Source organism: Polaromonas sp. P1_G2, assembly GCF_056405515.1.
Genome location: NZ_JBFUBY010000128.1, coordinates 1 through 12,341 on the forward strand (window position 1 = coordinate 1; position 12,341 = coordinate 12,341).

Consider the following 12,341-nt stretch of genomic DNA (forward strand, 5'->3'; position numbering starts at 1 on the left):
GCTTTAACGTGACCGTGCAGCCCAGCGGCCGGACTTTCATTGCCCAGGTGGACGAAGCCCTGCTGGCCGCCGCCATACGCCAGGGCATAGGCCTGCCCTACGGCTGCAAGGACGGCGCCTGCGGTTCCTGCAAGTCGAAAAAACTCGAGGGTACGGTGACCCACGGTGCGCACCAGGTCAAGGCCTTGTCGCCCGAAGAAGAAGCCGCCGGCTTCATCCTGACCTGCTGCGCCACGGCCCATTCCGACGTCGTCATCGAGTCGCGCCACGTGACTGATGAAAGCGCCTTCCCGGTCAAGAAGATGCCGGTGCGCATCAACAGCCTGGCCAAGGCCTCGCACGACGTGATGGTGGTGCGCCTGCAGCTGCCGGCCAGCGACGTGTTCAAGTACCACGCCGGCCAGTACGTGGAGTTCTTGCTGCGCGACGGCGACCGCCGCGCTTATTCCATGGGCAACGCGCCGCACACCCAGGCCGAAAACCCGGGCGTGGAACTGCACATACGCCACATGCCGGGCGGAAAATTCACCGAGCACGTGTTCGGCCCCATGAAGGAAAAGGAAATCCTGCGCATCGAGGGCCCCTTCGGCAGCTTCTACCTGCGCGAAGACAGCGACAAGCCCATGGTGCTGCTGGCCTCGGGCACCGGTTTTGCGCCCATCAAGGCGCTGATCGAACACCTGCAGTTCAAGGGCAGCACGCGCCCAGCGGTGCTCTACTGGGGCGGCCGCCGCCCGGCCGACCTGTACATGGACGAATGGGTCAAGGCCAGGGCCGCGGAAATGCCGAATCTGCGCTACATACCGGTGGTTTCGAATGCCCTGCCCGAAGACAACTGGACCGGCCGCACCGGCTTTGTCCACCAGGCGGTGCTGGAAGATTTCGCCGACCTGTCGGGCCACCAGGTGTATGCTTGCGGCGCGCCCATCGTGGTGGACTCGGCCCAGGCCGCGTACACTGCGGCCGGCCTGCCGGAAGACGAGTTTTATGCCGACTCTTTTGTGACCGAAAAAGAAAAAGCCCAGGCCACCGTGCCCGCGGAGACCTGACACCTGAAACTTTAAATCAGGCGGGCACACTCCCGACAAACAAGAAGAATAAAGAAGAAGAACAAGAAACGCCCTGGCTGATGCATCAGCCGGGGCTTTTTTATGTGCGAATTGATCGAGAGGGCAAGGACTGCGTGACAGCGAGGCGCAATAATTTTTTGCAACAATAGGGCATGAACATTCGTCCTCTCACCCTTCCCTCCCTGCTGGGCAAAAGCCTGGCGTTATTTTTCATGGCCGGCGCGGCCCTGTCGCCCGCCCCGGCGCTGGCCCAGGCCAAAATCATGCGCATCATCGTGCCGTATGCGGCCGGCGGCCCCATCGACGCGACGGCCCGCCTGATGGCCGAGCGCGTGAAAGACTCGCTGGGCACCGTGATCATTGAAAACAAGCCGGGCGGCGGCGGCAACATCGGCGTCGACGCGATCGCCAAGGCCCAGCCCGACGGGCTCACGGTCGGCATTTCGGCGGTGGCTACGCATGCCATCAACCCCTGGCTTTACAGCAAGATGCCGTACAACGCGGCCACCGATTTCGCGCCCATCACGCAGATGGTGCGTGTGCCTAATGTGCTGGTGATGAACGCCGACGCCGCGCGGCGCCTGAACATCAACACGCTTGCCGACCTGATCAAGTACGCCAAAGCCAACCCGGCCAAGCTCAACTACGCCAGCGGCGGCAACGGCAGCGCGGGCCACCTGGCCGGAGAGATGTTCAAGGCACGGGCCGGCATCTTCGCGCTGCACATTCCCTACAACGGCGGCAACCCCGCGCAGTTGGCGCTGCTCAGCGGCCAGGTGGACTACAACTTCGACAACCTCGCCACCGCCTCGGCCAATATCAAGGCCGGCAAGCTCAAGGCCCTGGCGGTCACGACGGCCCAGCGCAGCGCCATGCTGCCCGACGTGCCGGCGGTCGCCGAAACGCTCAAGGGTTTTGAGATCGACACCTGGTGGGGCCTGGTGGCACCCGCGGGCACGCCGAAAGACGTGGTGGCCAAGCTCAACCACGCCTTTGTCGCCGCGCTGAACTCTCCCGAAGCCAAGGCCCGCTTCGCCACGCTGATGGCCGAGCCCGTGGGCAGCACGCCCGAACAGTTCGGCGCCTTCATGAAGAGCGAACTCGCCAAGTATGAAAAAGTGGTGAAAGCCTCCGGCGCGAAGGTGGACTGATCCAGGGGCCTGGAGCGATCCAGCGCCCATAAAAAAGGCCGGCATCCATAAAAGGAGCCGGCCTTTTTTAATTACTCACCGCCGTGAGCCCCCGCCTTTTCAAGCAGGGGCCACGGAACCGGCTTTGCCGGGCCGTAGGCGCAGCGGCCCCCGAGGGGGGCAGCGAACCACACGCAGTGGGGAGCGTGGGGGCCACCTCAACGGGTCACGCGTTCACCATACCGGATGCTTGCAAGCGAACCGCCCTCAAACAACAGCATGGTCATGAACTGCCCATAGCCGGGGTTGTAAGTCCACTCTTCGACCTGCACACAGCTATTGACGGTAATGTTGGTGACGTTGGTGCTGTTGCCGGAGACGACGGGCGCGCCGGCCACCGTTTCCTGCACGGGCTTGCAGAAGCTGTCTTTCAGGACGGGCTCGCCGCATTTTTGCAGGATGGTGCCTTTGGAGTTGCCGATCTGCGCGAGGTCTCCCTTGCAGCGCAGCGACTGAGCGGAGGCGCCGGTGAACGCGGAAGAAGCCAGGAGGGCCAGGGTCACGGCGGCGGCGCGGACAAAGATTGGATTCATTTTTTGCATCCCAGGGTTCGGTAAAGATGCGCGTGCGGCGCACCCTTTGAACTTTATGCGCAAAGATTTGGCGCGGCAAGGAATTTATGGCCCCGGGCCGGCCCGCCGGTGTTACGGCTGCAATGCGCATCCCGCGGCGCCGTGCGGCGCGCGGGCTGGCGCAATGCAATGGCTTACTCGCCGAGGTAGGCGGCGCGCACGCGCGGGTCGCTGAGCAGCTGCTTGGCGTCGCCGTTCATGGTGACGTTGCCCGACTCCATGACGTAGCCGCGGTTGGCGATGCCAAGCGCGCGGCTGGCGTTCTGCTCGACCAGCAGCACCGTCACGCCACGCGAAGAGACGTCTTTCACGACCTCGAAGATCTTGTCGACCATGATGGGCGACAGGCCCATGGAGGGCTCGTCGAGCAGCAGCACCTTGGGACGGCTCATCAGCGCGCGGCCCATGGCCAGCATCTGCTGCTCACCGCCGGACATGGTGCCGGCCAGCTGGTCCTTGCGCTCGCGCAGGCGCGGGAACAGCACAAACATCTTCTCGATGTCTTCGGCAATGCCGGCCTTGTCGCTGCGGATGTAGGCGCCCATCTGCAGGTTTTCGGTGATGGTCATGCGGGTGAACACGCCGCGGCCTTCCGGCACCATGGCCAGGCCTTCCTTGACCAGGTCCCAGGCGCCGCGACCCTTGATGCTCTTGCCGAGGTATTCGATGTCGCCGTCCAGCATCGGCAGGGTGCCGGTGATGGCCTTCATGGTGGTGGTCTTGCCGGCGCCGTTGGAGCCGATCAGCGTGACCAGTTCGCCGTCGTGGACTTCGAAGTCGACGCCCTTGACCGCCTGGATGCCACCGTAAGCGACCTTCAGGCCGGTCACCTTGAGGAGTGTGTTTGCTGCCATGTTCTTGCTTTCCTTCAATGACCTGTGCCCAGATAGGCGGTGATCACTTTTTCGTCTTTTTGCACGTCGGCGGGCGCGCCTTCGGCGATCTGCTTGCCGTAGTCGAGCACGGTGACGCGGTCGCACAGGCCCATGACCAGCTTGACGTCATGCTCGATCAGCAGGATGGTGCGGTTGTCCTTGCGGATGCGGTCTATCAGTTCGCGCAGCTGCACTTTTTCGGTGGCGTTCATGCCGGCGGCCGGCTCGTCGAGCGCGATCAGCTGCGGGTCGGTGGCGAGCGCCCGGGCGATTTCCAGGCGGCGCTGGTCGCCGTAGCTCAGGGTGCGGGCCTTGAAGTCGGCGTACTTGCCGATGCCGACGTAGTCGAGCAGTTCCTGCGAGCGCTTGGCGATGGCGGCTTCCTCGTGCTTGAAGCCCGGCGAACGGAACACAGCGCCCAGCAGGCCGGACTTGGTGCGGATGTGGCGGCCGACCATCACGTTCTCGAGCGCGGTCATGTCGGCGAAGAGGCGGATGTTCTGGAAGGTGCGGGCGATGCCGGCCTTCGCGACTTCATGCACGGCGGTGGGCTTGTAGGCCTTGCCGGCGAGCTCGAAGCTGCCGCTGTCGGGCGTGTAAAGGCCGGTCAGCACGTTGAAGAAAGTGGTTTTACCGGCGCCGTTGGGGCCGATCAGGCCGTACACCTGGCCGCGCTCGATGTGGATGCCGACGTCGCTCAGGGCCTGCAGGCCGCCGAAGCGCTTGGAGACACCGGAGACTTTAAGAATGGTTTCGCTCATGTCCATTCTCCTTAAGGGTTGATTGACTGAATGGGGTCTTTGCCGACGACCTTGTTCAGCGACTTGCCGTGTTCCGCGGACGGCCACAGGCCGCGTGGACGCATCAGCATGATGGTGATCATGGCCAGCGCGATCAGCAGCTGGCGCAGGATGGCGGAATCAAGGCGGCCATCGGTCATGGCCTGCAGCGGGCCGGCGACGTGGCGCAGCACCTCGGGCAGCGCGGCCAGCAACAAGGCGCCCAGGATGACGCCGGGCAGGTGGCCGATGCCGCCCAGCACCACCATGGCGACGATCATGACGGACTCCATCAGGCTGAAGGATTCGGGCGAGACAAAACCCTGGAAGGCCGCGAACATCGAGCCGGACACGCCGCCGAAGGTGGCGCCCATGCCGAAAGCCAGCAGCTTCAGGTTGCGGGTGTTGATGCCCATAGCCTTGGCTGCGATTTCGTCTTCGCGGATGGCCATCCAGGCGCGGCCGATGCGGGAGTTTTCGAGGCGGTGGCAGATGACGACCGAGACGATCACCAGCACCAGGAACAGGTAGTAATACATGGACACCGAGTTGACCTCGAAGCCGAAGAACTCATGCGGCTTGCCCAGGTCGAAGCCGAAGAACTTCATCGAGTCGATCTGGTTGATGCCCTTGGGCCCGTTGGTCAGGTTGATGGGGCGATCCAGGTTGTTCAGGAACACCCGGATGATTTCACCGAAGCCCAGCGTCACGATGGCCAGGTAGTCGCCGCGCAGCTTGAGCGTCGGGGCGCCCAGCACCACGCCGAAAAAGCCGGCAAGCGCCGCCGCGGCCGGGATGATGGCCCAGATCGGCAAATGCAGCCCGTTCGGGAACTGCGCAGCGATCCAGGGGAAGGCATCGGCAAGATGCGGCGAGCCCAGCAGCGCGAACAGGTAGGCGCCGACGGCGAAGAAGGCGACATAGCCCAGGTCCAGCAGGCCGGCGTAGCCGACCACGATGTTCAGGCCCAGGGCCAGCAGCACATAGAGCAGCGCCATGTCGACGATGCGCACCCAGGCGTTGCCGCCCTGCTGCAACAAGAGGGGCAGCACCAGCAGCGCCGCCGCGACGACCAGGAAGGTCACCAGTTTTTTGGATTGTGTGGAATTCATCAATATTCTCCTTGTGTACCGGATGGACGGGCCTTACGCCCGGTCCGCCACACGCTCACCCAGCAAGCCCGAAGGCCGCAGCGTGAGGACAAAAATCAGCACGATAAAGGCGAAGATGTCGGAGTACTGGCTGCCCAGCACACCGCCCGTCAGCGGCCCGATGTAGCCCGCGCCTATCGATTCGATCAGGCCCAGCAGGATGCCGCCCAGCACCGCACCGCCCAGGTTGCCGATGCCACCGAACACGGCCGCCGTGAAGGCCTTGAGGCCGGGCAGGAAGCCCATGGTGTGCTGCACCGTGCCGTAGTTGGAGGCGTACATCACGCCGGCCAGCGCGGCCAGGACGGCGCCGATGATGAAGGTGGCCGAAATGACGGTGTCGGGCTTGACGCCCATCAGTGCCGCCACGCGCGGGTTCTCGGCGGTGGCCCGCATGGCGCGGCCCAGCTTGGTGTAGTGCACCAGCCACATCAGCACGGACAGGGAGACAGCGGTGGCGCCCAGGATGAAGAGCTGGGTCACCGTGATGACGGCGCCGCCGACCTGGAAAGGCTCGCTCGGCAGCAGGGTGGGATAAGGTTTGTAGTTGGGCTTCCAGATGATCATGGCCAGCGTCTGCAGCAGCAGCGACATGCCGATGGCGGTGATCAGCGGGGCCAGCTTGGGGGAGTTTCGCAGCGGCCGGTAGGCGATTTTTTCAATCGCGAAATTGAGGGCGCCGCAAACGACAAAGGCGATCAGCAGCGATATCAGCAGGATCAGCCAGCCCGGCGTGCCCGGCATGGCGCTCTGCATCAGGCCGATGATGGTCCAGCTGGTGAGCGCGCCCACCATCAGTACCTCGCCGTGCGCGAAATTGATCAGGTTGATGATGCCGTACACCATCGTGTAGCCCAGGGCGATCAGGGCATACATGCTGCCCAGGACCAGACCATTGATGATCTGCTGAAGCAATATTTCCATAACTCACTCTCCCGTCCGATTGATTGAAATTGCAAACTCCGCCTGGCGGCCACCCTACGCCGGGATCACCGGCGGCTGGCGCGAGTTAACAAAAAGCCCGCCCATCAAAGCCGGTTGGCTGGTGAAGATGGCGAGCTAATCCGCAAATTGTAGCCAAGCGTCTCTAGCGAGAATCGAGCCAGCGCTGCGGTTTACGCGGGGTTTACCCTTGAGAAAGGGGATTTTTTCGGCCGAAGCAGCCTTTATCAGCGGCTTTTGTTTTTTATTAGCCTTTCTTATTGTTCTTTATTTTCAGCTCATTCAACTTATCGGCGATGCGTATCTCCAGCCCCCGGTTGACGGGCCGGTAGAAGCCCGGGGCCTGCATGCCYTCGGGAAAGTAGTTTTCGCCGGCCGCGAAGCCGTCTTCCTCGTCGTGGGCGTAACGGTAATTTTTGCCGTAATCCAGCTGTTTCATGAGCTTTGTTGGTGCATTGCGCAAATGCAGGGGCACCGGCCGGGTGCCGTCCCTGGCGATAAAAGCCTTGGCTTCGTTGAAGGCCTTGTAGACCGCGTTGGACTTGGGCGCCACCGCCAGGTAGATCACGCACTGGGCCAGCGCCAGCTCCCCTTCAGGTGAGCCCAGGCGTTCATAGACTTCAGCGGCATCCAGCGCCATACGCAAGGCCCGGGGATCGGCCAAGCCTATATCCTCGCTGGCCATGCGCACAAGCCGGCGCGCCATGTAGCGCGGTTCGGCGCCGCCGTCGAGCATGCGCATGAACCAGTAAAGCGCGGCGTCGGGGTCTGAGCCGCGCACCGACTTGTGCAGGGCCGAGATGGTGTCGTAGAACTGCTCGCCGCCCTTGTCGTAACGGCGCAGGCGCTCGCCCAGCACCTTGAGCAGCCAGGCGTCGGTGACCTCGGTGACTTTTTCAGCCTTGGCCGCGACGCTGAGCGACTCGAGCGTGTTGAGCAGGCGCCGGGCATCTCCGTCGGCATAGGCCACCAAGCGGTCGGCAGCCTCCGCCGCGATGGTCTCGATGGCCGGCAGCGCTTTTTCGGCCAGGACCTTGGCCACGATCTGCTTCAGGTCGGCTTCGCCCAGCGGCTGCAGCACATAAACCACGGCGCGCGACAGCAGGGCCGAGTTGACCTCGAACGAGGGGTTTTCGGTGGTAGCGCCTATGAAGGTGAAAAGCCCGCTCTCGACATGCGGCAAAAACGCATCTTGCTGGCTTTTGTTGAAGCGGTGCACCTCGTCGACAAACACGATGGTGCGGCGACCGCTTTGCGCCTGCCAGATGCTGGCCTGTTCCACCGCCTCGCGGATGTCCTTGACACCCCCGAGCACAGCCGAGATGGTGATGAAGTGCGCGTCAAAACTGCTGGCCATGAGCCGCGCGATGGTGGTCTTGCCCACACCGGGCGGGCCCCAGAGGATGCAGCTGTGCGGCTGGCCGGACTCGAAGGCGATGCGCAGCGGCATGCCCTCGCCCAGCAGGTGCTGCTGRCCTATGACCTCACCCAGGTTCTGCGGGCGCAGGCGTTCGGCCAGGGGCTGGTGGGTGGAGGAAGCGGCTTTCACGGGAGGGCGGGAAACAGGGGAGACCAGAAAATCGGAAACTGCGATGCCAGAAGTCTAAGCCACCGAGCCGGGTCGGCGGCAGGGTTACGGCAAGTCGTGTAAAACACCATCATCCCCTTCCAAGGAAACGCCATGCCAAGCCCCGAAACACTGGAACGATTTATCGCGCGCGTTGAAGAAAACGCCCATGCCGAAGCCATTGAAGAGTTCTACACCGAGAATGCCTCCATGCAGGAAAACCAGTCCGCGCCACGCGTGGGCCGCGCCAACCTGGTCCTGGGCGAGCAGAAGGTGATGGAAAGGGCGAAGTCGCTGACCTCGACCTGCGTGCGCCCCGCCCTGCTCGACGGCGACCACGTGGTGATCCGCTGGATCTTCCGCTTCGAATGGCAGGACGGCAGCCGCACCGAGATGGAGGAACTTGCCTGGCAACGCTGGGAAGGCGAGCGCATCGCGGAGGAAACGTTTTTCTACGACCCCGCGCAGCGGCTTCCCAAACCTCCGCTGACCTGAAATCCGGAGCTGTTTACTGCCGGATCACGTCAGCGCCCTTGGGCGGCGTAAAGCGGAAGGTGTCGGGCGGCAGGTTGGGATTGACCTCGACCTTGCTGAAACTCAGCACCGAGCGCTGGCCGAAACTGTCGATGATCTCCAGTGCGGCGAGGCCCGAGGATTTTTCGCCGGGGCGAAAACCCACACGCACGGCCTGCAGCTGGCCCTCCTTGCTTTTGGGCGTGGCCACCACCCATTGCAGGCCGTCGGCATCGGGTGCGGCGGCCAGGTTGAAATCGGCCTGCAAGGCGCGCAAATCGGGGGCTGCGGCAATCAGGGCCGCGGGCGTTGAACCCAAGGCGCTGGACTGCTTGCGCGAGGTGACCTGGTTCAGGTCCACATCGTGCAGCCACAGGGTCTGGCCGTCGGCCACGATGCTTTGCTCGAACGGCTTTTTGTAGACAAAACGAAAGCGATTCGGCCGGGAAAACTCGAACGTGCCGGTGGAGGTCTTGCTGCGCGCGGCCTGGCCGTCCCTGGCCGGCGCGGTGACCACCTGGGTGAACTCGGCGCGGCCGCTGCTGACGGTCTTCACAAAAAGTTCCAGGCTGTCCAGGCCATTGGCCCAGGCGGGATGCGCGCAAAGCGCCACCAGCATCGTTGCAATAAATTTCTTCATGATCGTCACTCCGCCCTTGCGGGCACCAGGATGTCGCGCTGGCCGCTGCCGCTCATGGCGCTGACCAACCCGGCTTTTTCCATGTCTTCGACCAGCCGCGCGGCGCGGTTGTAGCCGATCTTGAGATGACGCTGCACCAGCGAGATGCTGGCCTTGCGGTTCTTGAGCACGACCTCGACAGCCTGGTCGTACATCGGGTCTTTTTCGCCGCCGCCGTTGCCGCCACTACCACCATCTCCCAGCAGGTCGCCGTCCTCGCCATCGACGGTGCCGCCTTCGAGCACGCCGTCGATGTAATTGGGCTCGCCCTGCTGCTTGAGATAGGCCACCACGCGGTGCACTTCGTCATCACTCACAAACGCACCATGCACCCGGATTGGAAAGCCTGTACCACTCGGCATGTAAAGCATGTCACCCATTCCCAACAAAGCCTCGGCGCCCATCTGGTCCAGGATGGTGCGGCTGTCGATCTTGCTGCTGACCTGGAAGGACAGCCGGGTCGGGATATTGGCCTTGATCAGGCCGGTGATGACGTCGACGCTGGGGCGCTGCGTGGCCAGCACCAGGTGGATGCCGGCGGCGCGGGCTTTTTGCGCCAGGCGGGCGATAAGTTCCTCGATCTTCTTGCCGACCACCATCATCAGGTCGGCCAGCTCATCGATCACCACCACGATGTAGGGCAGCCGCTCCAGCGGCTCGGGCTGCTCCGGTGTGAGGCTGAAGGGGTTGTAGATGAATTCGCCCTTGGCCTTGGCTTCGTCGATCTTGGTGTTGTAGCCGGCCAGGTTGCGCACGCCCAGCTTGCTCATGAGCTTGTAGCGCTTTTCCATTTCGGCCACACACCAGTTCAGGCCGTGGGCCGCCTGGCGCATGTCGGTGACCACCGGAGCCAGCAGGTGCGGAATGCCTTCGTAGACGCTCATCTCCAGCATCTTCGGGTCTATCAGCAGCAAGCGCACGTCGCGCGCATCGGCCTTGTAGAGCAGGCTCAGGATCATCGCGTTGATGCCGACCGACTTGCCGGAGCCGGTGGTGCCGGCCACCAGGCAGTGCGGCATTTTGGCGAGGTCGGCCACCACGGCGGCGCCGCTGATGTCCTTGCCCAGGCCGATGGTGAGCAGGGACTTGGCCTCGTTGTAGACCTGCGAGCCCAGGATTTCGCTGAGCTTGATGGACTGGCGCTTGGCGTTGGGCAGCTCCAGCGCCATGTAGTTCTTGCCGGGAATGGTCTCGATCACGCGGATCGACACCAGGCTCAGCGCGCGGGCCAGGTCCTTGGCCAGGTTGACGACCTGCGAGCCCTTGACGCCGGTGGCCGGCTCGATTTCATAGCGCGTGATGACGGGGCCTGGCGCGGCGGCGACCACACGCACCTCGACGCCGAAATCCTTGAGCTTTTTCTCGATCAGGCGCGAGGTCATCTCCAGCGTCTCGGGGGCGACGGTCTCCTGTCGGCTCAGTGCACCGTCGAGCAGGTCGACCTGCGGCAGCTTGGAGTCGGGCATTTCGCTGAAAAGCGGCTTTTGCCGCTCCTTGGCAACGCGCTCGCTCTTGGGAATGTCGACCAGCACGGGTTCGATCAGCACCGGCACCGGATGGTGTTCCTCGATTTCGATGCGCTCGTCGATCAGCGTTTCCTCGCGCTCGCGGGCCGCCAGCTTGCCGAAGGCCAGGTCTTCGGCGATCTCGCGCTTTTCGCGGCGCGAATCGATCAGGTTGTCTATCCAGGCGCCGACGCGCAGCGCCACATGGGCCCACGAAAAACCGAACACGGCCGACACGGCGATGACGCCCAGCGCGATGAAGACCAGGCCGGAGCCGGCGAATCCCAGCCAGTTCTCGCCCATCGAGCCGACCAGATAGCCCAGCACCCCGCCCGCATGGCCGGGCAGCTTCAATTCAAAACGGTAGAGGCGCGACCATTCCAGCGCCGTACAGGCCACCAGCAACAACGCCAGGCTGAGCCAGAAACGGATGCGGTGGGACTCCCCGTCCGCCACCGGTTCGCCGCGCAACCACCTCGCCAGTGATCGCAGCCAGGCCTGGCCGCCGGCGGCCCGCGCGTTTGATGCCGCCGGGCGTGCCCGTGGCGGGGGAGTTTCTGGAGTTCAGGGTGTCAAGTGAGTAAGTCATGGCCCGGCTTGAAGCTTAACGCAGTTGGGCGAGCGCTCTGAAGGGCGCCAGGGGCGCCAAAGCGGATGGCGGGCGGCGKGCTGGGCGCGTTAACCCAGGGTGTGCAGGCGTTCCTTGACCAGCACGGAGCCATCTTCCCGGGTTTCGATGAAACCGCGCTCCTCCAGGTCTTTCATGACCCGGCTGACCATTTCACGCGAGGCGCCGACCATCTTGGCCAGATCCTGGCGCGAGACCTTGTCGCGGATCACGGTGTTGCCGGTGCCGTCGTCGCTGGCAAATTCCAGCAGGGCCCTGGCCACGCGGCCGTAGACGTCCATCAGGGCCAGCGATTCGATCTGGCGATCGGCGTGGCGCAGGCGCTGCACCAAGCCCTTGAGCACGGCATAGGCCATGGAACTGTTCTCGGGCAGGCAGCGCGCGAATTCGAGGCGGCCCAGGATCAGGGCGTCGGTCTGGATCTCGGCGCGCACCGTGGCCGAATGGGGTTCGTTGTCGATCAAGCTCATCTCGCCGACGTAATCGCCGGGGTGCATGGTCGCCAGGATGACCTCGCGGCCACGGGCGTCGGTAGTGACGACACGGGCGCGACCCGTCAGGATGATGGACAGGGCATTGGATTTTTTGCCCTGCTCGACGATGGGCTCGCCCCGCTTGAAGCGGCGCTTGACCACCGTATCGGCGACCGATGCGGCCTGGGCGGCCGTCAACACGGAGAAAAGGGGCACCCGGCGAATCAATTCCAGGTTGGACACCATCGTCGTCATATCTGATATCTCCCAACCTCACAAACAACGGGACGTCGCGTGAGTTCTTACAATGGCACGTAATTTATAAAACCAAATGCCGCAAAAGTATTACCCGACGGTTTTTACCTTGCGCTGCGCTTATGCGGCACGACTCTACCTG

Annotated in this window: 12 protein-coding genes; 3 read left to right on the forward strand and 9 right to left on the reverse strand. The window is 63.5% G+C overall.

The annotated features are described in order from the left end of the window. The coding region (locus AC1D0P_RS14255; protein WP_477677340.1) for a CDP-6-deoxy-delta-3,4-glucoseen reductase at window positions 1-1,049 on the forward strand (1,049 nt) is incomplete at its 5' end. A 173-nt stretch (window positions 1,050-1,222) separates the two neighbouring features. Beyond that, complete coding sequence (locus AC1D0P_RS14260) at window positions 1,223-2,221, forward strand: Bug family tripartite tricarboxylate transporter substrate binding protein (RefSeq protein WP_477677341.1); 999 nt, start codon at window positions 1,223-1,225, stop codon at window positions 2,219-2,221. A gap of 197 nt (window positions 2,222-2,418) precedes the next feature. On the opposite strand, the gene AC1D0P_RS14265 is transcribed toward AC1D0P_RS14260, so the two are convergent. The 6 genes from AC1D0P_RS14265 to AC1D0P_RS14290 all read right to left on the reverse strand — a co-directional run bounded on the left by AC1D0P_RS14265 (window position 2,419) and on the right by AC1D0P_RS14290 (window position 8,128). Beyond that, window positions 2,419-2,793: a DUF2845 domain-containing protein gene (locus tag AC1D0P_RS14265; protein ID WP_477677342.1), complete on the reverse strand. Its 375-nt coding sequence runs from the start codon at window positions 2,791-2,793 to the stop codon at window positions 2,419-2,421. 173 nt (window positions 2,794-2,966) lie between these two features. After that, window positions 2,967-3,686: an ABC transporter ATP-binding protein gene (locus AC1D0P_RS14270; RefSeq protein ID WP_074578237.1), complete on the reverse strand. Its 720-nt coding sequence runs from the start codon at window positions 3,684-3,686 to the stop codon at window positions 2,967-2,969. Window positions 3,687-3,700: 14 nt separating this feature from the next. Continuing rightward, window positions 3,701-4,468 carry an ABC transporter ATP-binding protein gene (locus tag AC1D0P_RS14275; RefSeq protein WP_477652693.1) on the reverse strand — a complete coding sequence of 256 codons (768 nt, stop codon included), beginning with the start codon at window positions 4,466-4,468 and terminating at the stop codon, window positions 3,701-3,703. An 11-nt stretch (window positions 4,469-4,479) separates the two neighbouring features. Then, complete coding sequence (locus AC1D0P_RS14280; RefSeq protein ID WP_477652692.1) at window positions 4,480-5,598, reverse strand: ABC transporter permease subunit; 1,119 nt, start codon at window positions 5,596-5,598, stop codon at window positions 4,480-4,482. Between the two features lie 33 nt (window positions 5,599-5,631). Next, entirely contained in the window at window positions 5,632-6,561 is a 930-nt protein-coding gene (locus AC1D0P_RS14285) for a branched-chain amino acid ABC transporter permease (protein WP_477652691.1), read from the reverse strand. A gap of 265 nt (window positions 6,562-6,826) precedes the next feature. Then, the gene (locus tag AC1D0P_RS14290) at window positions 6,827-8,128 is read right to left on the reverse strand and encodes a replication-associated recombination protein A (protein ID WP_477677343.1); all 1,302 of its coding nucleotides are present in this window, start codon (window positions 8,126-8,128) and stop codon (window positions 6,827-6,829) included. A gap of 132 nt (window positions 8,129-8,260) precedes the next feature. Here AC1D0P_RS14290 and AC1D0P_RS14295 point away from each other — a divergent pair, with 132 nt between their 5' ends. After that, on the forward strand, window positions 8,261-8,641 hold the full coding sequence (locus AC1D0P_RS14295) for a nuclear transport factor 2 family protein (RefSeq protein ID WP_477677344.1): 381 nt from the start codon (window positions 8,261-8,263) through the stop codon (window positions 8,639-8,641). A 13-nt stretch (window positions 8,642-8,654) separates the two neighbouring features. Here AC1D0P_RS14295 and lolA read toward each other — a convergent pair whose 3' ends face one another. From lolA to AC1D0P_RS14310, 3 genes are all read right to left on the reverse strand, one after another. Next, the gene (gene lolA / locus AC1D0P_RS14300) at window positions 8,655-9,299 is read right to left on the reverse strand and encodes an outer membrane lipoprotein periplasmic chaperone LolA (protein ID WP_477677345.1); all 645 of its coding nucleotides are present in this window, start codon (window positions 9,297-9,299) and stop codon (window positions 8,655-8,657) included. Between the two features lie 5 nt (window positions 9,300-9,304). Next, window positions 9,305-11,314, reverse strand: coding sequence for a DNA translocase FtsK (locus AC1D0P_RS14305; protein ID WP_477677346.1), 2,010 nt, complete (start codon window positions 11,312-11,314; stop codon window positions 9,305-9,307). Between the two features lie 207 nt (window positions 11,315-11,521). Further along, window positions 11,522-12,199 carry a Crp/Fnr family transcriptional regulator gene (locus AC1D0P_RS14310; RefSeq protein WP_477652686.1) on the reverse strand — a complete coding sequence of 226 codons (678 nt, stop codon included), beginning with the start codon at window positions 12,197-12,199 and terminating at the stop codon, window positions 11,522-11,524. Between the last annotated feature and the right edge of the window lie 142 nt (window positions 12,200-12,341).